The organism is Halomonas sp. SpR8 (genome assembly GCF_031010195.1).
GTDB lineage: Bacteria > Pseudomonadota > Gammaproteobacteria > Pseudomonadales > Halomonadaceae > Vreelandella.
The window spans coordinates 634909-658101 of the sequence record NZ_JAUAMC010000002.1; the positions used below are offsets into that span (position 1 = coordinate 634909).

14 protein-coding genes and 1 tRNA gene are annotated in these 23193 nt (G+C 56.0%); 3 read left to right on the forward strand and 12 right to left on the reverse strand.

The genetic code is table 11. The features are described from left to right. Window positions 1-241 precede the first annotated feature (241 nt). The gene (locus QT230_RS06275) at window positions 242-3058 is read left to right on the forward strand and encodes a DUF349 domain-containing protein (protein WP_308320720.1); all 2817 of its coding nucleotides are present in this window, start codon (window positions 242-244) and stop codon (window positions 3056-3058) included. A 183-nt stretch (window positions 3059-3241) separates the two neighbouring features. On the opposite strand, the gene phbB is transcribed toward QT230_RS06275, so the two are convergent. Next, window positions 3242-3988 (reverse strand): acetoacetyl-CoA reductase, encoded by a 747-nt coding sequence (phbB, locus tag QT230_RS06280; protein WP_308320721.1) that lies wholly within the window; start codon window positions 3986-3988, stop codon window positions 3242-3244. Between the two features lie 271 nt (window positions 3989-4259). Between phbB and QT230_RS06285 the strand changes: the two genes are divergently transcribed. Continuing rightward, a tRNA-Met gene (locus QT230_RS06285) sits at window positions 4260-4336 on the forward strand. Window positions 4337-4567: 231 nt separating this feature from the next. On the opposite strand, the gene QT230_RS06290 is transcribed toward QT230_RS06285, so the two are convergent. The 8 genes from QT230_RS06290 to QT230_RS06325 form a co-directional block, all read right to left on the reverse strand. Further along, window positions 4568-5950 (reverse strand): L-serine ammonia-lyase, encoded by a 1383-nt coding sequence (locus QT230_RS06290; protein ID WP_308320722.1) that lies wholly within the window; start codon window positions 5948-5950, stop codon window positions 4568-4570. Window positions 5951-6189: 239 nt separating this feature from the next. Continuing rightward, window positions 6190-7056 carry a formyltetrahydrofolate deformylase gene (gene purU, locus QT230_RS06295; RefSeq protein WP_308320723.1) on the reverse strand — a complete coding sequence of 289 codons (867 nt, stop codon included), beginning with the start codon at window positions 7054-7056 and terminating at the stop codon, window positions 6190-6192. A 75-nt stretch (window positions 7057-7131) separates the two neighbouring features. Beyond that, a complete protein-coding gene (locus QT230_RS06300; protein ID WP_308320724.1) occupies window positions 7132-7767 on the reverse strand; it encodes a sarcosine oxidase subunit gamma family protein in 636 nt (211 codons plus the stop codon). Beyond that, entirely contained in the window at window positions 7760-10810 is a 3051-nt protein-coding gene (locus tag QT230_RS06305) for a sarcosine oxidase subunit alpha family protein (RefSeq protein WP_308320725.1), read from the reverse strand. Before QT230_RS06305 ends, QT230_RS06300 begins: the two co-directional genes overlap by 8 nt. Continuing rightward, a complete protein-coding gene (locus tag QT230_RS06310) occupies window positions 10807-11148 on the reverse strand; it encodes a sarcosine oxidase subunit delta (protein ID WP_308320726.1) in 342 nt (113 codons plus the stop codon). Before QT230_RS06310 ends, QT230_RS06305 begins: the two co-directional genes overlap by 4 nt. 23 nt (window positions 11149-11171) lie before the next feature. Then, window positions 11172-12422 carry a sarcosine oxidase subunit beta family protein gene (locus QT230_RS06315; RefSeq protein ID WP_308320727.1) on the reverse strand — a complete coding sequence of 417 codons (1251 nt, stop codon included), beginning with the start codon at window positions 12420-12422 and terminating at the stop codon, window positions 11172-11174. Between the two features lie 47 nt (window positions 12423-12469). After that, a complete protein-coding gene (gene glyA, locus QT230_RS06320) occupies window positions 12470-13783 on the reverse strand; it encodes a serine hydroxymethyltransferase (protein ID WP_308320728.1) in 1314 nt (437 codons plus the stop codon). A 478-nt stretch (window positions 13784-14261) separates the two neighbouring features. After that, window positions 14262-15368, reverse strand: coding sequence for a hybrid-cluster NAD(P)-dependent oxidoreductase (locus QT230_RS06325; RefSeq protein ID WP_308320729.1), 1107 nt, complete (start codon window positions 15366-15368; stop codon window positions 14262-14264). 363 nt (window positions 15369-15731) lie between these two features. Between QT230_RS06325 and QT230_RS06330 the strand changes: the two genes are divergently transcribed. Beyond that, window positions 15732-17018: an aromatic ring-hydroxylating dioxygenase subunit alpha gene (locus QT230_RS06330; RefSeq protein WP_308320730.1), complete on the forward strand. Its 1287-nt coding sequence runs from the start codon at window positions 15732-15734 to the stop codon at window positions 17016-17018. 51 nt (window positions 17019-17069) lie between these two features. Here the strand turns inward: QT230_RS06330 and fdhF are convergent, their stop codons facing one another. From fdhF to fdhA, 3 genes are all read right to left on the reverse strand, one after another. Further along, window positions 17070-19925, reverse strand: a complete 2856-nt coding sequence (gene fdhF / locus QT230_RS06335; protein ID WP_308320731.1) for a formate dehydrogenase subunit alpha — start codon at window positions 19923-19925, stop codon at window positions 17070-17072. A gap of 10 nt (window positions 19926-19935) precedes the next feature. Beyond that, entirely contained in the window at window positions 19936-21654 is a 1719-nt protein-coding gene (locus QT230_RS06340) for an NAD(P)H-dependent oxidoreductase subunit E (protein ID WP_308320732.1), read from the reverse strand. 193 nt (window positions 21655-21847) lie between these two features. After that, window positions 21848-23038: a formaldehyde dehydrogenase, glutathione-independent gene (gene fdhA / locus QT230_RS06345; protein ID WP_308320733.1), complete on the reverse strand. Its 1191-nt coding sequence runs from the start codon at window positions 23036-23038 to the stop codon at window positions 21848-21850. Between the last annotated feature and the right edge of the window lie 155 nt (window positions 23039-23193).

The following is a 23193-nucleotide window of genomic DNA, read 5'->3' on the forward strand; positions in this document are numbered from 1 at the left end:
CAGGTAAGATAAAGGTAGCGCACTATCACCTATTGTGGTCTAGAAAATAGTCGCTCATCACATCATAGTACTTTAAAGAATAGTGCTTCAAAGAATAGTGCTTCAAAGAATAGTGCTTCAAAGAATCGTACTTTGATGAATAGTAATGCCAAACTAAGCGACAGCGCCGATGACTGCAACTATCAAAGTCGCCGACGACTGATTTTTTTTATGCTACGCATCTTATATAGCAGGATGATCCATGCACGGACTGTTAAGACGCCTGTTCGCTCCTCGGTGGCAGCATCCCGACCCTGAGGTACGCCGTCAGGCCCTCCAGCGACTTGACCCTCAACAAACAGATCAGCGCCAAGCGCTGCAGTCGCTCGCTCAAGATAGCGATAGCCAGATTCGTCTTGCCGCACTGCTGGCCCTCGACGACTGTGCTGGGCTTGTGGATGCTTATTCAAATCATCATCAGGATGAAGCCTGGTTTTATGCCGTTTGCCAACGTCTCAGCGGACGCGAAGGCCAGACCGACCTGCACCAACGCCAAGCATTGGTTGAGCGCCTAAAAGAGCCGCGAGCATTAAATACGGTGGCCCTGCAGGGCGATAATCTCAATTTACGTTTGACCGCACTCAGCAAGCTCAACGATGAAAGTGACCTGATTCATCAGGCCTGCCATAACGGCGTCGCCGCCGTTCGTCATCAGGCTGCAGAACGCATTGAGGGTGAAGAGGGGCTGAAGCGGTTATTAAAAGAGGCGCGCCGCGACCGCCAGGTGGTTCGCTTGGCACGGGAGCGCCTCAACCGTTTACGCAGCGACGCGCAGTGGCTGGAAGCTGAAGAGCAGCAGCGCGAAACCCTGCTAAGCCAGTTGGAACAGCACGCCCGTGCGCCCTGGGAGCCACTTTACGGCGGCCGCTTCCGCCATCTTGAGCGCCAGTGGGAGCAACTCAACCAACCGCCCAGCGTGGAACAAGAGCAGCGCTTTCACCAAGCCCTGCTCAATTGCCGAAAAACGCTACACGATCATGAAACCCAAGAACAGGCGCGCCAGCAGAGCAACGAGCGTCGCGACGAAGCCGAAACCACTCGCGAGCAACTGCTCGAAGGGATCGAAGAAACCCTCGATGGCCTGCGTCACGCCTCGGCGATGACCGTTCAGGACATCGACAGCCTACGCGCTCAGCGCCAACTGCTCGGCCAGCGCTGGCAAACGCTTTCCGATATGCATCCGCCCAGCGATGCAATGCGCCACCGCTATACGCTAGCAATCCAGCACTACGATCAGTGTCTAGAAGCGTGGCAACGCTGGAGCACGCTAAGCGCTTCCATCGAAACCGCTTTGGCCAGTGGCGACCATGCCACCTTGGCGGCACAGGTGAGTCAGTGCCAGTGGCCCGAGACATTAATGCCGCCCGCGTTACTGGGCCGCGCTCAAGCGGCACTTAATCTTGAAAGCAGTGCGCCATCGCAGCCAACGGAAGATAAAGCCACGCTTGACGCTCATTCGGCTGAACTCGACACCTTTGAGCATTTGCTAGAGCGCGGCGCTTTTAAAAGTGCTAGCCGCCTGCATCAGCGCCTAAAACCCAATATTGAAGCGCTGATAACTCCCGATGCCCAACCACTTAAAACACGCTTAAAACATTTAGCCGCACGGCTAGCGGAGCTGCGTGATTGGCGTGGTTTTGTCGCTGGGCCAAAGCGTGAACAGCTGTGTGCCAGTATTGAGGCCCTCGCCAACGATCAGCATATGGCGGAAGACGCGCTGGATCGCCACCATCGACAGCTAGTCAAAGAGTGGAAATCGCTAGGCGACGCAGCCGCAAATCGCGAACAGGCCGCGCGTTTCCGCAGCGCCTCTGAGCGCATTCATGAACGCCTCGCTCCCTGGCGAGAGCGTCTAGGCGAAGAGCGTGAGGCCAACCTTCAAGCTCGCGAGGCGCTTTGTGATCAGTTGGAAAACTTACTGGCCCAGCCGGCTGAAGACGCAGACCCTGACGTTCTACGGCAAATTCGCGACAAAGCTCGCCACCAATGGCGCCACTTCAGCCCGGTACCCCGTGAGCGCTCTGAAGCCGTTGGGCGTCGCTTCGGCACTATTCGCCATCAGCTACAAACGCTGATTGATCAACGTGCTGAAACCATCGCCTCACACAAACAGGCACTGATCAGCCAGGTGACTGCGCTACGCAACGACGATAACCAACCTTTATCCCAGCGTATCCACCAAACCAAACAGTTGCAGCAGCAGTGGCGCACGCTAGGCCGTGCACCAAAAGGCGAAGAGCAAACGCTGTGGAAGGCCTTTCGTCATGAGTGTGACCAACTCTTTGCCCAGCGCGATGCGCATAAAAATGAACAGGCAGCGCGCCAGCAACAGCAGCTTGATGAGATGCAAACCCTGATTGACAAGATGGATAGCTGGCAGCCTATTGAAGCGAGTGATGCCGCCATACTGGATAACTTTCTCGAACAGGCTAACCAGCTTGAACCGCTACCTAGAAATCGTCGAAGTGAAGGCATGCAGCGGCGCATGAGCGGCATTGTACGCGCTCGGCGAGAGCGCTTAAACCGGCTAGCAGTCGCTGATACGGTACACCAATGGCACGCCATTATGCCGCTAGTGAATGCGCATTTGGCTGCCGACCAGCGTTTGCTAAGCGAGAACGCTTGCAGCGATGTGGACGCGCAAATGATTCTTTCCGTTTCGCTACCCGCGGCCTTTAATGAAGCGCATAAGGCACGTAACCAGCAGCGCCAAAGCGTAGCGGTGCCGCTTTCAGACGCCGATCATGCCAAGCTAGCTGAATCGCTTGCCCGCTTGAGAGTTCGCCTCTCTATGCTCGCCGTTGGCAGCGTACGCCAAAGCGATGAGCCGCTACGTCTGGCGATTCAGGTAGAGCGCTTAAATGAGGGGTTTAACCAAGAGCGTAGTCGTGATCAAGAAGTAACCGACATCTTGGTAGCACTGTTGGCCCTAGGGCCGATGCCAACCGTCCTGTGGGCCGCTGAAGTAGAGGAACTGGATAACCTGCTAAGCCGACTGGCGCGTGTCCCTCTGCCCTAGTCGAAGAGCGGATACAGCGTTTAACGCCATCCACCACCCTTCAGTAACAGCAATGCAGTAACAGCAATGCAGTAGCAACAATTCAGTAGCAACAATTCAGTAGCAACAATTCAGTAATAGCAATTCGATAACAACAACGGGAGGCGATAGCCTCCCGTTTGCGTTCTCCTCATTGGAAAAACATTAGCCCATAAACTGGCCACCGTTAATATCGATGTTCGCACCGGTAATAAACCCTGACTCTTTATCGGCCAAGAAAGCGACCAATCGGCCAATCTCCTCTGGCGTGCCATAGCGCTTCACCGGAATCGTTTCTCGGATTGCTTCGCGCACTTTTTCGGGAATATTCATGATCATGTCGGTAGCAATATAGCCAGGCGATACGGTATTAACGGTAATTCCCTTGGTCGCTGTTTCCTGCGCCAGCGACATTGTCAGCCCGTGCATCCCGGCTTTAGCGGCCGCATAGTTGACCTGGCCAAACTGGCCTTTGCGCCCATTGATTGATGAAATATTAATAATCCGCCCATAGCCACTTTCGAGCATCATCTCGATCACGCTACGGCAGGTGTTAAAAACGCTGTTGAGGTTAGTATCAAGTACTTCGTACCACTGCTCGTAAGACATTTTCTTCATGGTGCCGTCACGGGTGATACCGGCACAGTTCACTAGCACACTAATAGGGCCATGCTTTTCATGAATTTCGCGGGCTCCCTCCAGGCAGGCGTTGTGGTCGGCAAGATCGACTCCTGACAATTCGATATTGTTATAGCCGTCGGCATGCTGCGCTTCCAGCCAGGTTTTGGCCTTGTCGGGGTTACGGTAACCCGCCACGACCAGATAACCCGCATCTGCCAACGAACGACAAATTGCCGTACCGATACCACCAGTTCCACCAGTTACCCAGGCGACGGGGGCTTGATTGGCCATTGACTACCTCCCTGATATGACAAATGGCTTGGATCTTAAAGCACGCACATTGCGCCGCAAGCCACTGTGAATAAGCGCGATTGCGCTTGAACTACCCTAATGCATTATTTGCTTGAGCAATGCACCAGCGTAAGCTTTTTATTGTGACTACTTGCAGCATAGCTGCACTCTCTTCATGTTGCAGCAGGATCCATCTAACCGCTATAAGCCGAACGTGTTAATCGCCCTATTGACTTCACGTAAAACATCTGTAGAATACGCCACACGTTGATGCGGGGTGGAGCAGTCTGGTAGCTCGTCGGGCTCATAACCCGAAGGTCATCGGTTCAAATCCGGTCCCCGCTACCAATATTTTGAAAGGCAGATCAGTAATTTACTGATCTGCCTTTTTTTGTTTGTTGGCTCATCTCATGTGGCACATACGTGCCACATTTGCCTACTTCTTTCCTTCAGTAATTTCCTAGGATCTCCAAGCGACTTTCTCCCTCACAATCCTCAAAAATTTTGCATAGCTTTTTTAGATGCATCCCATTCAGTTCGCTGGGCAGTTAACAATCTGGTTTACGGGTACGCCATCGCTTAACACTCAATAGCATTGACGGCTAAACCACCTTTGGATGTTTCTTTGTACTTATCCAGCATGTCTCTGCCTGTATCGCGCATGGTGCGTATCACCTTATCTAACGATATAAAGTGAGTGCCATCGCCCCGCAATGCCATCTGAGCGGCGTTGATCGCCTTTACCGTTGCAATGGCGTTGCGCTCGATACAGGGGACTTGAACCAGGCCGCCAACGGGGTCGCAGGTTAATCCTAAATTGTGCTCCAGGCCGATTTCCGCCGCATGCTCAACTTGTTCGGGCGTTCCCCCCATCACATCCGCCAGACCGGCCGCTGCCATGGCACACGCCGAGCCGACTTCGCCTTGACAGCCCACTTCAGCACCGGAAATCGAGGCATTTTTCTTGCACAGAATGCCGATGGCGCCTGCCGCCAGCAAAAAATCCACCACGTTCTTCTCACAGGCGTTGGGCTGAAATTTCATGTAGTAGTGCAAAACAGCAGGAATAATGCCAGCGGCGCCGTTAGTTGGCGCCGTCACCATACGCCCGCCTGCGGCGTTTTCCTCATTAACAGCGAGGGCAAAGATATTCACCCACTCCATTGCTGAAAACGTCGTGGCGATCAGGCAGTCGTTCTGCTCAGCCGCTTGAAGACGCTGATGAAGCAGCTTAGCTCTGCGTTTTACCTGCAGCCCACCAGGCAATATCCCTTCATGGGATAACCCATTGTCAATGCACTCACACATGACTTGCCAGATACGCCAAAGCTCGTTTCTGACCTCTTCCTCGGATCGCCAGACTTTCTCATTTTCCAGCATCAGCCGGCTGACACTCAGTTGCTCTTTTTTGCATAGCGCCAAAAGCTCCCCAGCGGTATCGAAATTGTAAGGGATGGTCGCCCCTCCCAAATCATCTAGCGGCATATCCACCTGCGCTTGCTCGACAACGAAACCGCCACCCACCGAGTAGTAGGTATTTTCATACGCCAAGTCACCTTGGAGAGTAAAAGCAGCCAGCCTCATGGCATTGGGGTGGTGAGGCAAGCTCTCTTCATGAAAATAGAGATCACGATTCCAATTGAAAATCACCTCCTTTTGTCGGTCCAGTTTTAATAACTGGTTCTCTTTGAGCATTTTGATGGCTGGCTCAATAATCTTGGGATCAATCGTATCGGGACGCTCGCCCATCAGTCCCATAATAATCGCGTGATCGGTGGCATGCCCGATACCCGTCGCGGATAGAGAACCATAAAGATGGACTTCAATATGCGCTACATCACTGAGCAAGCCGTTTTCGCGTAGCGCGGTTACATACTTAAAAGCCGCCTGCATGGGCCCGACGGTATGCGAACTGGAGGGACCTACTCCAATCTTAAAAAGGTCGAAGACACTGATAGGCATCGGAGCACCTTTAAACGTGTAAATAGGGGAGATCAGGCACTGCCTGGGAGATTTAATAATTTATAGATTTATTAAACTAACGTTAGTGACGGTTTGAGAAGCATCTTACTTGTTGTAAAACAGTATATTTAGCAGCGTTTCGAAAAGGATTACTTAGCGCTGACAGTCAACTTTCGCGAAAAAGTAACCCGATTATAAAAAAGTGCTGGTACTCCAATTTCTCTTCATGAAGCTTCAGATCAATTCCCGAACACTACCGTGCGTCCCGAATAAAAGAATACGCGGCGTTCTAGGTGATAGCTAATCGCTCTCGCCAAGGTTAGGCATTCAATATCGCGCCCCTTGGCTACCAGATCCTCGGGGTAATGAGTATGGTCCACGGGCTCGACCCCTTGCGCAATAATCGGCCCTTCATCAAGGTCATTATTAATATAATGCGCCGTTGCGCCGACAAGCTTGACCCCTTTCTCATACGCCTGATGATAAGGTTTAGCGCCTTTAAAACCAGGTAGCAGCGAGTGATGGATATTGATGGCCCGCCCTGCCAACAGCTCACACATGGAGGGTGAAAGCACCTGCATGTACCTGGCCAGCACCACTAATTCAGCATCGGTTTCCGCAATGATGTCGCGAACCTGGGCTTCCTGCTGCAATTTCGTCTCGGGGCTGATCGGCAGATAGTGATAAGGCAGACCGTGCCATGTCGCCAACGGCTCCAGATCAGGATGGTTGGAAATAACCGCTTTGATATCAAGGGCCAACTGACCGGTACGATAGCGATAGAGAAGATCATTCAAGCAGTGATCGGCTTTCGAGACCAGAATCACGGTTCCCGTGCGTTTTCCTGGGGGCGTCAGCTCAAACTGCATGCCAAACTCATTGGCCCGTGCTGCAAAGTCAGCGTGAAAACTTTCTTCTTCAAATGCATCAAGTTCCGGACGGAACTCGGCGCGAATGAAAAAACGTCCGCCGAGCCGGTCATCGAAAGAGTTGAGCTCGGTGATATAGCACTGCTGCTCTTTCAAGAAGCGCGTGACGACGTCCACCGTTCCCAAACGACTCGGGCATTGGGCGGCAAGAATCCAGGTATCACTCATTCGGCTCATAGTGAAAGTATCTCTATTAGCAGCAGATCGTAGCGGAAGATAATAGCGGCCGAAACAACGTTTCGGCCTGCCAGCTTATTGTTCTACGTTAATGTCATACTCTGTCGCTGCATTCAGTAACCAGCGATAGCAGTAGTCGGCAAAACTACGCCGTATCACTAGCTCCCAGCGGTCTTCGCTGGGGCGGCGAATGATGGCGGTTGCCTTGGCGAAGACGGTCGTGACGCCCTTACCCACTGGAAAATTACTGGGATGCACGTCGTAGATGACCGTTTTCATCAACAGCTCTTGCGCCGCTTCACCGGAAAGCTCTAGCAGTGTCTGGCCGCCGCTCACATCGCTGATCGCGAAATGAGCGCTGCCCAAATAGTCACGTAGCTTCGTCTCCAGCGGAAACTCCTCGCCACCGGGCACAATCACCAGCCACTCGTCCGGAGACAGCCATTGAATGGAGCGTTCGCCGCTGGCATCCTGCACAAGCGCCTGAGGCTTGCCAGGTAAGCTGATCCCAAGCACGTCGCGCACCGCCTCGTCGAGGACGATGGCCCCGCCACGAAGGACTAGATGCCCAAGCATCGCCCGCTCGCGCAGTTGAAGCCGGCTTGCACTGCCGGCCCGCGGAGCACCGCTATGACGATAGCTATAGGCTAACGGTGACTCTACTGGGATAGCGGTATCGGTACGGGTATCGAAGGTGGCCGCGTTAGACATTTTGGCGCTCTCCCTTGGGGTCGTAGAAAATGGTGCTGACGATTTCGGCTTCATGGGTCTGGCCGTCTGCCATCGGCAGATAGACCGTTTCGCCCATTTTCTTGTGCCCACCTTTCACCACTGCTAAGGCAAACCCAGAATCCAGAATCGGGCTGTAGTAGCTGGATGTAACATGCCCCACCATGGGCATGGGGATCGCATGCTTGGGATCAAACACAATCTGGGCACCCTCTTCGAGCACCACTTTCGGATCCTTGGGCCTTAGCCCTACCAACTGCTTACGGTTCTCACGCTTGGTGTCACTGCGCGTCAGGGCCCGCTTGCCAATCCATGAATAAGGCTTGTCGTAGCCGACACACCACTGCATACCCAGGTCTTCCGGGGTGACAGAGCCGTCGGTTTCCTGTCCCACGATGATGAAGCCCTTTTCAGCCCGCAGGACGTGCATGGTTTCGGTGCCATAGGGCGTCAAGCCATACTTTTCGCCATGCTTGAACAGGGTCTGCCATACGTGCATGGCATAGTTGGCTTGCACGTTGATCTCGAAGGTCAGCTCGCCGGTAAAGGAGATGCGGTAGACACGTGCAGGCACACCCGCGACCTTGCCTGACCGCCAATCCATAAACTTAAAGCTATCGCGGTCGAGATCAATATCGGAAATCTCGGCGAGTAACTTGCGCGCTTCTGGCCCGGTGATAGTCATGGTGGCCCAATGGTCGGTCACCGATGAGAAATAGACATCCAGTTCCGGCCATTCGGTCTGATGCCACAACTCCAGCCACTCTAGGATCGCCGCAGCGCCGCCGGTGGTAGTGGTCATCAGGAAGTGGTTTTCGGCAAGACAGCTGGTCACACCGTCGTCGGTGACCATACCGTCATCTTTGCACATCAGGCCGTAACGGCACTTGCCGACTGCCAGTTTTTCCCACTTGTTGGTGTAAATCCGCGCCAGGAACTCGCGCGCGTCAGGCCCCTGGATATCGATCTTGCCAAGCGTCGAGGCATCGAGAATGCCCACCTTCTCACGTACCGCCAGGCACTCGCGAGCAACCGCCTCGTGCAGCGTCTCGATCTTGCCATTCACCTTCTGTGGATAGTACCAGGGGCGCTTCCATTGACCGACGTCCTCAAACTCGGCACCGCGTTCTACGTGCCACTGATGAAGCGCAGTATAGCGTTCGGGATCGAACAGATCACGACTATGGCGACCCACGATGGCTCCAAAGGTGACCGGGGTATAGTTGGGACGGAACACGGTAGTCCCTACCTCGGGAATGGAACGTCCCAGGCAGCGGGCCGCAATCGCCATACCGTTGATGTTGCCCAACTTACCCTGATCAGTACCAAAGCCCATCGCGGTGTAGCGCTTGATATGCTCGATGGACTCAAAGCCTTCACGGGTAGCCAGTTCGATACCCGCCGCGGTGACATCGTTTTGCAGGTCAACGAACTGTTTCGGTCCGCGCAGGGTAGGTTTTTCATGAGGCACTTGGAAAAGTGCCACTGCTGCCCCCTGCTGAAGCCGTTCGACGCTAGGCAGGTTAATCGCCTGTGCGGCATGCCCCGTGGCTGCCGACGCCTTAATGCCCGCTTCGACACCTTCGGCGAGTACGTCACCCAGCGCATAGCTGCCGTTGGCACCACCACACGCCTGCACGCCTTTCACTAGCCCTGGCACGAAGCCGATAATATCGTCACGCCATGTAGGCCGCGCACCGGTGTGGGAGGCCAAGTGGATTACCGGGCTATAGCCCCCAGAGCTTGCGATAGTGTCGCAGGCTAATTCTTGAATTGAGCCGCTCAACTGGAAAGCGTCAATATCGATTTTGGCGACCCGTGCAGCGGTGACCCGATTGCTGCCCTTCGCCTCGATGACGGCGCTGCCAGTAATAATGTTGATGCCCTGGGCGCGGGCGGCATCTACCCAGTCTCCAGCAGGTGCCTCGCGAGCATCAACGATGGCGACGACCTTGCAGCCAGCCTCTTTCCAATCCAGAGCAGCGCGATAGCCATAATCGTTGCTGGTGGAGAGCACCAGTTGACGCCCCGGTGCCACACCATAGCGACGGATATAGGTCGATACGGCGCCAGCCACTAGATTGCCCGGCACATCATTGCCGCCATAGACCAGCGGCCGCTCATGGGCACCCGTAGCCAGAATCACCTGACCAGCGCGCACTCGGTGCAGGCGGGCACGGACTTCGCGGTGGCCATTGACAACCGGCGCCGTATCGCCCAAGTGCTCGGTGCGCCGCTCATGCAGGGTAACGAAATTATGATCGTGGTAGCCGTTGGCCGTGGTGCGCGGCAACAGCGTGACATTCTCGCAACCCGCTAACTCCTCAAGCACTTGAGCCACCCACTGCTCGGCTGGCTTGCCGTCCAGGGTTTCGCGACTAGCCAGCAGCGAGCCGCCCATTTCTTCCTGTTCATCGGCCACAATCACCCGAGCGCCGCTGCGTGCAGCGGCTAGTGCCGCCGCTAGGCCCGCGGCGCCTGCGCCGACGACTAGCACATCGCAGTGCTGATTGAAGTGATCATAGCTGTCCGGATCGGCTTCCATGGGGCTGCGCCCCAACCCTGCCGCCTTACGAATGTATTTCTCGTAGGTCAGCCACATTGAGGCTGGCGCCATAAAGGTCTTGTAATAGAACCCCGGGGGCATGAACTGCCCGCCCAGCTTGCCAAACAGCCCCATCAGATCGCGCTGTACATTAGGCCAACCATTGGTGCTAGAGGCGGTTAAGCCATTAAACAACGCCTGCTGAGTAGCACGTACGTTAGGTACTTGCGCCGCCTCGGTGCTGCCTAGCTGCACGATGGCATTGGGCTCTTCAGCACCGGCGGCAACGATGCCTCTGGGGCGTGAATATTTAAAGCTGCGGTTGACGATATCCACGCCGTTAGCCAGTAGCGCCGAGGCCAGCGTATCCCCTGGATGCCCCTGGTAGCTCTGACCGTTAAACGTAAAGCTCAACGTGCGGGAGCGATCGATACGCCCGCCCGTGTTGAGGCGGAACATTTGTTGCTTGGACTGGCTCATGCCCGCACTCCTTCTTGTTGGCTTACCACAGCAGCCTCGCGGGGAGCGCTCTGGCTATCGGCGGTAATTGACGGCTGCTCGCCCATCTTGTAAGTCTCGAGAATTTCGTAGCTCACGGTGTGGCGCGTCATGTTAAAAAACTTGCGGCAGCCCACCGCATGCACCCACATTTCATGGTGAACGCCACGGGGGTTGTCGCGGAAAAACAGGTAATTACCCCACTCTTCGTCACTACACGCTTCAGGCTCTTTAGGCCGCTCGATATGCGCTTGACCCTTGGGATGAAACTCCTCTTCCTCACGGTGTTCGCCGCAGTAAGGGCAGTAGATATAGAACATTTGATACTCCTCTCTTACAAACCCTAGTGGGCAACGCCGGCAGCGCCGTGCTCGTCAATCAGAGCACCGCTATGGAAGCGGAACATGGAGAACGGCTCGGCAATGGGGTGCATCTCACCCTTGGCAAGGCTAGCTGCAAACACATGCCCCGACCCTGGGGTGGCTTTAAAGCCACCGGTACCCCAACCGCAGTTGAAGTAGAGCCCCTTCACCGGCGTCTTGGAGATAATCGGACAAGCATCCGGGCAGGTATCTACGATTCCGCCCCACTGACGGTTCATACGCACCCGAGAGAAGATCGGGAACAACTCGACGATCGCCTGGAGCGTGTGTTCAACGGTGGGATAACTACCACGCTGGCCATAGCCGTTATAGCCGTCAATGCCCGCGCCGATGACCAGATCGCCCTTATCAGACTGGCTGACGTAGCCATGCACGTGATTCGACATCACGACGGTATCGAGAATTGGTTTGATAGGCTCGGAAACCAGGGCCTGCAGCGGATGGGACTCCAGCGGCAAATTAAAGCCGCCCATCTTAGCCAGCACGCTGGAATTACCGGCGGTCACGCAGCCCACCGTTTTAGCTTCGATATCACCACGGTTGGTGTGCACGCCGTAGATCTGGCCGTCACGAATCTTAAAGCCAGTGACTTCGGTCTGCTGCAGGATATCCACCCCGTGGGCATCGGCACCGCGGGCATAGCCCCAGGCTACCGCATCGTGGCGAGCCACCCCCGCACGCGGCTGCCAGGAGGCCCCCATCACCGGGTAGCGAGCACTCGCAGAGCAGTCCATGATCGGTACCAGCTCCTGCACACCCTTGGCATCCAGCACTTCACCGTCAATGCCGTTAAGGCGATTGGCGTTGACGCGGCGCTGGATATCGCGCATGTCCTGCAGGGTATGTCCCAGGTTAAGAACGCCGCGCTGGGAGAACATGACGTTGTAGTTAAGATCCTGGGAAAGCCCTTCCCACAGCTTCATGGCATGTTCGTAAAGGGCGGCCGACTCGTCCCATAAGTAGTTAGAACGCACGATGGTGGTATTACGGGCAGTATTACCCCCGCCCAGCCAGCCTTTTTCAATCACCGCCACGTTCTTAACGCCGAACTCTTTCGCCAAGTAGTAGGCCGTGGCCAAGCCGTGGCCGCCACCACCGACGATGATCACATCGTACTGCTTCTTGGGTGTGGGGTTACGCCACTGGCGCTCCCAGTTCTCATGATGGCTCAGCGCGTGCTTGACCAGGCCGAAGCCGGAATAGCGTTGCATAGTGGTCTCCTTAGTTCAGCCGCGCCGGGCCCTGCCGGCAAGCCGATTCAAGCAATGGATTCGACGGCTTCAGCAGCGGACTCAGCGTAGACAGGGTGCTGGGCACACACATCGGTCACTTTGGCCTGCACCTCGGCCTCAATGGAAGCCGTGTCGTTGCCTGCGGCCAAGACGTCCAGAATGTCGCAGATCCAGCCAGCCAGCTCGCGGCACTCTTCAACATCAAAGCCGCGCGTGGTGACCGCGGGGGTACCAATACGCAGACCCGAGGTCACGAAGGGACTCTGGGGGTCGTTGGGCACCGTATTTTTATTGACCGTAATATGCGCGCGGCCTAGTGCGGCATCCGCATCTTTACCGGTAATGCCCTGGCGGATAAGCGACACCAGGAAGAGATGGTCGTCGGTACCGCCAGACACCACGTCGTAGTCGCGCTCCATAAACACCTTGGCCATGGCCTGAGCGTTATCAATCACCTGCTGCTGGTAGCGCACGAATTCCTGATTCATGGCTTCCTTAAACGCCACCGCCTTAGCGGCGATCACGTGCATTAACGGGCCACCCTGCTGGCCGGGGAAAACCGCGCCATTGAGCTTCTTATAGAGTGCTTCGTCGCCATGGGCGGAGAGAATCAAACCGCCGCGTGGGCCGCGCAGTGTTTTGTGGGTCGTCGTGGTCACCACATGAGCGTAGGGGAGCGGGCTTGGATAGAGGCCGGCAGCCACTAAGCCTGCAACGTGCGCCATATCGACCATTAACCAAGCGCCCACTTCGTCGGCGATAGCGCGAAAACGCCGCCAGTCCACCACGCGAGAATAAGCAGAGAACCCCGCGATGATCATCTTCGGTTGGTGCTCGCGAGCCAGGCGCTCAACTTCTTCATAATCGATCTCGCCGGTTTCTGGCTTGAGGCCATACTGCACGGCATTGTAATGCTTGCCCGAAAAGTTGGGTGCAGCACCATGCGTTAAGTGGCCGCCGTGGGCCAGGCTCATACCCAACACGGTGTCGCCCGGTGATACCAGCGCCATAAACACAGCGGCATTGGCCTGGGCACCAGAGTGCGGCTGCACATTGGCATAATTGGCACTAAACAGGTGGCAGGCGCGCTCAATAGCCAAGGCTTCAACCTTGTCAACGAACTCGCACCCACCGTAGTAACGACGACCTGGATAGCCTTCTGCATACTTGTTGGTCAGCTGGGTACCTTGCGCTTCCATAACAAGCTTGCTGGTATAATTTTCGGAGGCGATTAATTCAATATGCGCTTCTTGGCGAACCGTTTCTTCAGCAATTGCTTCAGCAAGCAAACTGTCGTAACTGGCCAAACGTGCATTGGGGGAAAAATTATTGTGAAGCATTACCGCCTCCTCATTAGTCACTTTTTTATTAAGTGCTGGACATACTCTTTAATGCTGATAAAACCAGGTCACTTTCAACCAAGGTCCCTATCAACGCGTTCTTACCGCGATACTATCGTTGGTGTCCGGGCCCAAGATGCTTGCCGACGTCACCACTCGATGTATTTGCGACATCGGCAACATTTAGGCTAGTCGTTAGCAGGAGACGCCGAAAAAGCAGCATGAAAAGCTTCGTTGCAGCGAGCAAGGCCAATTGATAATTCATATTTATTAGCCGCTAAGCCTGCGTAAAACGGATGATTCTTTTTATCAATAAAACCCAAACGCCCTTTACGGCAGTAGCCATAAAGGGCGCTCAACTCTATTGTTTAGAGATACATGTTTTTAAGATGTATATTTTTAAGACGCATATGTTTCAAATGCACGTATTTAAAAACGCATGTCTTAAAAATGTTTGTATTACAAATATCTGTCAGCGCTAGTAATCCACTACCAGATCGCCTTTCGGACGACTGCAGCAGGATAGAATGTAGCCCTCTTCGACATCCTCCTCCGTAATACCGCCGTTATGCTCCATTTCCACCTCACCAGACTTAAGCGCTACACGGCAAGTGCCGCAGATCCCCATACCGCAAGCCTTGGGAATATGTAGACCCAGCTTTGCCGCCGCCGCATGAACTGTCTCACCAGCCTGAATACGCACGCTTTTCCCTGAAGAGACAAATTCGATGCTGTGCAAGTCGCTGGTGTCGATGTTTTCGGCCTCGACTTCTGCCTGCTCGACCTGCTCGAGAACATCCTCACGAACATCGACTGGTGTAGCGCCAAACGACTCTTCATGGTAGTGATCCATGTTGAAGTTATAGCTTTTCAGAATATTCTTGATGGCGTTCATGTAGGGAGTAGGACCGCAACAAAAGATCTCCCTCTCCATGAAGTCGGGCACTATCAGCTCGAACAGCGGTTGGGTAAGGTAACCACGGTAGCCAGCCCAGGCTTCACCGATATCCTCTTTGCTCTCGCAAATGATATGCAGTTTGAACTCAGGGATGCGCGAGAACATATGCACCAGTTCACGGTGATAAATGACATCGCGAGGGGCCCGGGCACTGTGTATGAACTCAACGTCGACAGCGGCGTTGGTATCAAAAAGCCAACGCGTCATAGACATCACCGGCGTAATGCCCACACCACCAGAGAGAAACAGCACTTTCTCGGCCGGAAAATCGATAGAGTTAAAGTTACCGACCGGCCCGTGCACCGCCAGCTCGTCACCCACTTTTAAATTGGCATGCAGCCAATTAGATACTTTACCGCCCGGCACTTGTTTAACGGTGATGGAAAAGCTGTAAGGGATTGAGGGGGAGCTGGAAATCGTATAGGAGCGCATGATCGGCTGATCATCAATCTCAAGCTCGAGGGTCACGAACTGCCCCGGCTTGAAAAAGAACAGCACAGGCTGCTCGGCCATAAAACAGAACGTGCGTACATCCTGAGTTTCTTGGATCACCTTAACGCAACGAACCTGATGCCGGCCGTTGGTCCAGGTTTGGGTCGTGACCGGGTTGAAGTAATTAGTTGTCATTTTCGCCTCTGCCTGACCAGCCTTCATCGCTATGCATCACCGAACCGTATTCGTCATACGGCCAGTACCTTTGTGCTGCATTTTGGGGACGCGCCTGCTAACCGACTTACCTGACAGCGACGCGCACTTACCTCATGCCACTTTTTAGCGTTTACAAACCGCTTTTTTAGTCGTCACTACATCACCTGATGTCGCGGCTGGATAACTGGCAGGGACGCGCCTGCCACACAATCTGTCACTCGATACAGGTCGGGTATGAACAAAGCGCCAGGTTACGCGACAGAACAAAAAGATTAAGCAGTCTTGACTAATGGCCGACTCGCAGCCCTTGAGGGGGAAGCAGTGGTTTACGAGGATACTGGTATGGAAAAATGCGTGTTGAATACAATGGAAGACCCTCTCGCAGCGGCTCGTGAGGCAACGGCCGAGATACTGCAGACAAGAGAGCGTACCTTTTCGCTTCAGCAGCCGTTTTATAACGATGCTCGCCTGTTCGCACTTGATATGCAGGAGATTTTCGAGAAAGAGTGGCTGTTCGCAGGCATGACATGTGAGATACCGACCAAGGGTAACTTCTTAACACTGGACGTCGGTGATAATCCGATCGTCATTGTGCGCGGTAGTGAAGGCGCTATTCATGCGTTTCACAATGTTTGCCGCCACCGCGGTTCGCGGCTTTGCACAAAAGATAAGGGCAAGGTGGCAAAACTCGTATGTCCGTACCACCAGTGGACCTACGAACTTGACGGCCGCCTGCTGTTTGCCGGTAGTGATATGGGCACTGACTTCAACCTTGATCAATTTGGCCTCAAACCGGTCAGCGTGCGTACCGCCGGCGGCTTCATCTTTATCAACTTAAGCAATGAACCGCCCGCCATTGACGAGTTTCTGGAAACCCTTGAGCATTATCTTGAGCCGTACCAGATGGATAACGTCAAGGTGGCGGTAGAGTCCAGCATTGTCGAGCAAGCCAACTGGAAGTTGGTGATCGAAAACAACCGCGAGTGCTATCACTGCAACGGGGCTCACCCTGAACTGCTGAACTCATTGCAGGAGTTTGATGACACCGACGACCCGCGCGCAACGCCCGCCTATAAGGAATTGGTGGCATGCAAACAAGCTGACTGGGATGAGGAAAAAGTCCCCTATCAGTTAAAGCGCTTTGGCAAACGCAATCGACTAACCCGCACGCCGCTGCTGGATGGCATTGTTTCAATGACAATGGACGGAAAACCAGGCTGCAAGAAGCTAATGGGCCGCTTAAAAAGCCCTGACATGGGCTCACTACGCATCCTGCATCTGCCCAACTCGTGGAATCACTTTATGGGCGATCACGCGGTGGTATTTCGCGTGCTACCCCTTGGCCCGCAGCAAACCGTGGTGACCACCAAATGGCTGGTTCACAAGGATGCCGTGGAAGGCGCTGACTACGACCCCGAGCAGCTCCGCCGGGTGTGGGACGCGACCAACGACCAGGACCGTCAACTCGCCGAAGAGAACCAGCGCGGCATCAACTCCAAGGCGTATCAACCCGGGCCTTACTCTGAAACCTATGAGTTCGGGGTTATCGACTTTGTCGATTGGTATGCCACCCGGATGCTCGAAAACCTGGGATACGATACGCCTACGCTGCAGTTAGCCCAGGGTTAGGGTTTTCAGAATTATCAAAAGACTTGGCCCGCTGATGCGGGCCAAGTTCTTTTAGACGGTTAGCGATACCTCTTGAAGGGTAGAACTACGACTCAACCGGCAGGCGGCATACTTGAACTCTGGAATCTTTCCATAAGGATCCAGTGCCGGGTTGGTTAGCAGGTTCGCCGCAGCTTCCCCGTAACAGAACGGCAGGAAGACCATACCTTCTGGCATTCCAGGGTCAACTCGCGCCTTGAGCGTAATAGTCCCTCGCCGGGTGGCAATGGTCAGATCGTCGCCCGGTGCCATTCCAAGCCTGGCAAATTCAGCGGGCGCCAGGCTCGCCACGGCTTCCGGTTCCAGGTCATCAAGCACTTTGGCGCGGCGCGTCATCGAACCGGTATGCCAGTGCTCCAGTTGCCGTCCGGTAGTCAGTACCGTCGGATAGTCATTGTCCACCGGCTCATCCGGCGGCAGTGGCCGCGTGGGCGCAAATTTCGCCCGGCCGCTTGCGGTAGGGAACGCATCGCTGAAAACAACGTCCTGACCCGGTGCATCCTCCGCTGGGCAGGGGTAGGTCACCGACTGCTCGCGCTCCAGGCGCTCCCAGGAGATATTGTCGAGGGAGGGCATGCCACGCTTCATCTCTTCGAAGACATCTCGCGGATGCTGATAATCCCAACCCAGTCCGAAGCGTTTGGCGATTTCTTGAATAATCCACCAGTCCGGCTTGGTTTGGCCCGGCAGCGGCAAGGCCGCGCGCCCCATTTGCACCTGACGATTGGTGTTGGTGACGGTACCATTCTTCTCAGGCCAGGCGGAGGCCGGCAAGATCACATCAGCGAACTGGGCGGTCTCGGTGACAAACAGATCCTGAACCACCAGGTGCTCAAGCTTGGCTAAGGCGGCCCGGGCATGAGCCAGATCCGGATCGGACATCGCCGGGTTTTCGCCCTGAATATACATGCCGCGAATGGTGCCCGCGGCGATAGCATCCATGATTTCCACCACGGTGAGACCTGGCGTGGGATCCAGCTTGGTATTCCACAACTCTTCGAACGCCGCACGTACCTGGTCATCGTTCACCGGCTGGTAGTCCGGCATCACCATGGGAATCAGCCCCGCATCAGACGCTCCCTGCACGTTGTTCTGACCTCGCAAAGGGTGCAGACCGGTGCCAGGGCGTCCGGTCTGACCGCAGGCCAATGCCAGCGAGATCAGGCAGCGAGCATTGTCGGTGCCGTGGGTATGCTGGGAAATGCCCATGCCCCAGAAAATCATCGCCCGCTCGGCGGTGGCATAAAGCCTGGCCACTTCGCGTATGGTCTCGGGCTCAACACCGCATAGGCCGCTCATCGCTTCCGGGGTCATGTCCACCGTATGCGTTTTCAGGGCCTCGAAACCCTCGGTATGCTCGGCGATATAGGCCGTGTCATAGAGCTCTTCGCTGATGACCACATTGAGGATGGCGTTAAACAGTGCCACGTCGGCACCCGGTGAAAAGCGCACACTCAGATGGGCATAGGCATCCAGTGACTGGCCGCGAGGGTCGATAATCACGATTTTGGTGCCACGCTTGGCGGCCTGCTTGAAGAAGGTAGCCGCTACCGGGTGATTCACAGCCGGGTTGCAGCCGGTAAGAATCACCACGTCGGCTTGGCTGGCCTGCATAAAGGAGGCGGTGACCGAGCCAGAGCCAATGCACTCCATCAGCGCCGCAACTGAGCTGGCGTGGCACAAGCGGGTGCAGTGATCCACATGGTTGGAGCCAAAGCCGGTGCGTACCAGCTTCTGGAACAGCCACGCCTCTTCATTGGAGCATTTGGCACTGCCGAACCCCGCCAAGGCGTCAGGGCCATGGTCCGTTTTGAGGTCGATAAGCCCATTAGCGGCAAAATCCAGGGCTTCATCCCAACTCGCCTCACGGAAATGGGTCAGCGGCTGGGCGGGGTCGAAGTCAGGATCGATACCCTTAGCGACTCCCTCCCGGCGAATCAGCGGCACGGTAAGCCGCGACGGATGGCGCGGATAGTCGTAACCGAAGCGCCCTTTGACGCACAGGCGATTCTCGTTTGAAGGCCCTTCACGGCCCTCAACATAAAGGATCTCGTCGTCCTTAATATGGTAGGTAAGCTGGCAGCCTACACCACAGTAGGGGCACACCGAGTCGACTTTTCGATCGGCTGCGGCGGAATCGCCACGGCCTGCCTGATCGACTACGGTGGCAGGCATCAGAGCACCAGTGGGACATGCCTGAACGCACTCACCGCAGGCCACGCAGGTGCTATCACCCATGGGGTCGTCGAAATCAAACACGATCTTCGAAGCCGCGCCGCGGTGTGCCATGCCGATCACGTCGTTAACCTGTACTTCGCGACAGGCGCGCACACATAGATTGCACTCGATGCAGGCATCTAGATTGACGCGCATGGCGGAGTGGCTGCTGTCCTGTTCCAGGCTATCCGCCCGGGAGGCTACGTGATGAACGGTGGGTGCCTCACGCTCTTCCCGTCTGGGCATCTTGCGGCGCACTGCCGTAGCATCGATGGCCAACTGGTCAGCCATGGCCCAAAAATGGCTGGCACGGTCAGGACTCTCTTCCCGCTCCGGCTGGTCGACCAGCAGCATCTCCATGACCATCTTGCGGGCAGTGTGCGCTCGTTCCGAGCTGGCGCTATTGACCACCATACCGGGGGCTGCCTGACGCAAACAGCTCGCGGCCAGCGTGCGCTCGCCCTCGATTTCCACCATACAGGCGCGGCAGTTGCCGTCGGCGCGATAGCCGCTGGCGTCCTTGAAACAGAGATGGGGAATGGTTTCGCCTGCGCGTTTGGCCACTTGCCAGAGGCTTTCGCCGGGGTATGCGCTGACTTCAACTCCGTCCAGCGTCAGCGTGAAGCTGGTGCCTGGGCTCTGTTTGCTCATAGTCATCCCCTTACCCCTTGACGATTACGTTCTGGGCGGCAAGTTCGCCGCGAAAATCCTTGAGCAGCCCCAGCACCGGATTAGGTGCCGCCTGGCCGAGCCCGCAAATGGAGGCGTCTATCATCACTTGGGAAAGTTGCGTCATCAGCCCAGCGTCCCACTCATTCCGCTCGAGCAGGGTGAGCATTTTTTCCGTGCCCACCCGGCAGGGCGTACATTGACCACAGGACTCATCGGCAAAGAAGCCCAGCAGGTTGGTCGCTACCCCGCGTAGATCGTCCTGATCGGAAAGCACGATCACCGCCGCCGAACCGATAAAGCAGCCGTGCTCCTGAAGGGTGTCGAAATCGAGGGGGATATCAGCCTTGGTAGCGGGTAGGATGCCACCAGAGGCGCCGCCGGGCAGGTAGGCCGCCAGGCGATGGCCGTCGGCCATGCCACCGCAATATTCGTCAATTAGTTCATTGAGGGTGATACCCGCCGGTGCCAGGTGTACACCGGGACGTTTGACTCGACCCGAAACCGAGAAACTGCGCAGCCCCACACGACCATGGCGGCCCTGGCTGGAGAAGGCCTCCGCGCCGCGCTGCCAGATCATGGGAATCCAGTAGACGGTTTCGACGTTATTGACCAGCGTTGGTCGGTCAAAGAGCCCCTTCTGGGCCACAAACGGCGGGCGGTGTCGGGGTTTGCCCGGTTTACCTTCTAGTGACTCGATCATCGCCGACTCTTCGCCGCAGATATAGGCACCCGCACCTCGGCGCAGCACGATATAGCCAGGCGCCACCAGGCCAGCGGCTTCAAGCTCGCCAATGGCCTCACGCAGCACGTCATGTAACGCCGGGTACTCATCGCGCAAATAGATATACAGCGCCTCGGCGTCTACCGCCCAGGCGCTGACCAAGGCCCCTTCTAGAAACTGGTGGGGTGAGCGCTCCAGGTAGTAGCGGTCTTTAAAGGTGCCAGGCTCGCCCTCGTCAGCGTTAATGGCGCAGTAGCGAGGGCCCGCCTCCTGACGCACGAAATACCATTTTTTAAAGGTAGGAAATCCTGCACCGCCTAAACCGCGCAGATTGGCCTGCTGCATCGCCTCCATAAGTGCATCCACCGTGACCTCGCCGTTGTGACAGGCCTGGAGCAGCGCAAAACCGCCCTCGCGGCGGTAGCCATCTAGTCGCTGCCAATCGACGGGGGCGGGATGAAAATCCGCTTTTTCGACGACGGATTCAATGCTCGCTTGAGTAGCGAACAGCACGTGGTGGTGACCCACTTCCACCACCGGCGCGGTGTCGCAGCGCCCCATACAAGGTGCCCTGAGCACACGCACCTGCTCAATATCCACGTTCGCTTCCAACTGCGCTTTAAGCGCCTCGGCACCGGCCAACTGGCAGGTTAGGGAGTCGCAGACACGGATGGTCACCGCGGGCGGCGGCAGTTGGTCGTCGTGAATAATATCGAAGTGGGCGTAGAAAGTGGCGGTCTCGTAAACGGCCGCCATGGGCAGGTTCATGTAAGCTGCCAGAGCACGCAGCTCCGCCAGCAGCAGATGGCCCCGGATGTCCTGAATGGCATGCAGGTGTTCAATTAGTAGGTCGCGTCGGCGCAGCGTGGCGTCCTGGCGTTCGTCGCCCAGCAGTTCACGCAACCCTTCAAGAAGACGGGGGTCGAGTTCACGGCCGCGGGGCTTGCCGCGGAAGCGGCGTTTGGGGATCACGGTCTGGACGGTCATGGGTTACTCATTATTATCTTGATCGGTTGTATACCGAATGAACAAAAACGGCACCCCTCGGGGCGCCGTCTAGGGTCGCGCTGTATCAAACTATCTTGCCCCACCGGCAGGCAGGGCTATGCCTGTTGCTCAGCTAATAAGCTGCTTAGTTAATACGTTGCTAAGTTAATGCGTTGCTAAGTTAAAAAAGCTCTTAGGCCACGCTACCATGGGGATCAATAACGAATTTCTTAGCAGCGCCGCCATCGAAGTCGGCGTAGCCCTGGGGTGCCTGATCCAGAGTGATCATCTGGACATTGACCGCATCGGCAATATTAACCTTGCCGAACAGAATAGCCTGCATCAGCGGGCGATGGTACTTCATCACCGGGCACTGCCCCGTATGGAAACTGTGGGACTTGGCCCAACCAAGACCAAAGCGCATGCTCAGAGCGCCCTGTTGGGCCGCCTCGTCAGCAGCGCCGGGGTCTTCAGTCACGTATAGCCCTGGAATACCGATCTGGCCACCCGCGCGTGTCAACGACATCGCCGAGTTGAGTACGGTTGCGGGCGCTTCCTTGCCGTGGTTGCAGCCACAGGCGTGGGCCTCGAAGCCAACGCAGTCGACAAAGGCATCGACCTCACGCTCGCCGAGGATCACTTCGATTTTGTCGGCCATATCGCCATCCTGGGTCAGGTCGATGGTCTCGCAACCAAAGCTACGGGCCTGAGCCAGACGCTCTTCGATCATATCGCCGACAATCACGCACGCGGCGCCCAGCAGCTGAGCGGAAACCGCAGCCGCCAGGCCTACGGGACCGGCACCGGCGATATAGACGGTGCTGCCAGGGCCGACACCGGCGGTCACGCAGCCGTGGAAGCCGGTGGGGAAGATATCGGAGAGCAGGGTCAGATCCTTGATCTTCTCCATGGCCTGGTCGGCATCGGGGAACTTCAGCAGGTTAAAGTCGGCGTAGGGAACCATGACATATTCGGTCTGGCCGCCGACCCAGCCGCCCATATCCACATAGCCGTAGGCTGCGCCGGGGCGCGCTGGATTGACGTTGAGACAGATACCGGTACGGCCTTCTTTACAGTTGCGGCAGCGGCCACAGGCAATGTTGAACGGCACAGAAACCAGGTCGCCAGGTTGAATAAACTCGACGTCGCGCCCGCACTCGACGACCAAGCCGGTAATCTCGTGGCCAAGTACTAGGCCCGAGGGTGCGGTTGTGCGGCCGCGTACCATATGTTGGTCGCTGCCGCAGATATTAGTGGTGACGACCTTGAGAATAACGCCGTGCTCACACTTGCGATTACCGAGGGCTAGCTCAGGGTAGGCAATGGATTCGACGGCGACTTCACCAGGACCTTTATAGACGACTCCGCGATTGGCTGCATTCATGGCTGGCTCCTGTGGTTTATTGTTCTGCTCGTAATGGTTGATGGCGCTTTCCCAGCCTATCCCCTCCGAGGTTAAGGACTTACCCGAATAAGGCACTCACATATCTATTCAAGACATGAGGGGTCTCTTATCAGCGCAGCGCGCCTTCTTCCTTG

What these genes read in the sequence shown, in the direction of transcription:
- QT230_RS06275 (WP_308320720.1), top strand. Translation starts at nt 242, where the DNA reads ATGCACGGACTGTTAAGACGCCTGTTCGCTCCTCGGTGGCAGCATCCC.
- phbB (WP_308320721.1), bottom strand. Translation starts at nt 3,988, where the DNA reads ATGGCCAATCAAGCCCCCGTCGCCTGGGTAACTGGTGGAACTGGTGGT.
- QT230_RS06290 (WP_308320722.1), bottom strand. Translation starts at nt 5,950, where the DNA reads ATGCCTATCAGTGTCTTCGACCTTTTTAAGATTGGAGTAGGTCCCTCC.
- purU (WP_308320723.1), bottom strand. Translation starts at nt 7,056, where the DNA reads ATGAGCCGAATGAGTGATACCTGGATTCTTGCCGCCCAATGCCCGAGT.
- QT230_RS06300 (WP_308320724.1), bottom strand. Translation starts at nt 7,767, where the DNA reads ATGTCTAACGCGGCCACCTTCGATACCCGTACCGATACCGCTATCCCA.
- QT230_RS06305 (WP_308320725.1), bottom strand. Translation starts at nt 10,810, where the DNA reads ATGAGCCAGTCCAAGCAACAAATGTTCCGCCTCAACACGGGCGGGCGT.
- QT230_RS06310 (WP_308320726.1), bottom strand. Translation starts at nt 11,148, where the DNA reads ATGTTCTATATCTACTGCCCTTACTGCGGCGAACACCGTGAGGAAGAG.
- QT230_RS06315 (WP_308320727.1), bottom strand. Translation starts at nt 12,422, where the DNA reads ATGCAACGCTATTCCGGCTTCGGCCTGGTCAAGCACGCGCTGAGCCAT.
- glyA (WP_308320728.1), bottom strand. Translation starts at nt 13,783, where the DNA reads ATGCTTCACAATAATTTTTCCCCCAATGCACGTTTGGCCAGTTACGAC.
- QT230_RS06325 (WP_308320729.1), bottom strand. Translation starts at nt 15,368, where the DNA reads ATGACAACTAATTACTTCAACCCGGTCACGACCCAAACCTGGACCAAC.
- QT230_RS06330 (WP_308320730.1), top strand. Translation starts at nt 15,732, where the DNA reads ATGGAAAAATGCGTGTTGAATACAATGGAAGACCCTCTCGCAGCGGCT.
- fdhF (WP_308320731.1), bottom strand. Translation starts at nt 19,925, where the DNA reads ATGAGCAAACAGAGCCCAGGCACCAGCTTCACGCTGACGCTGGACGGA.
- QT230_RS06340 (WP_308320732.1), bottom strand. Translation starts at nt 21,654, where the DNA reads ATGACCGTCCAGACCGTGATCCCCAAACGCCGCTTCCGCGGCAAGCCC.
- fdhA (WP_308320733.1), bottom strand. Translation starts at nt 23,038, where the DNA reads ATGAATGCAGCCAATCGCGGAGTCGTCTATAAAGGTCCTGGTGAAGTC.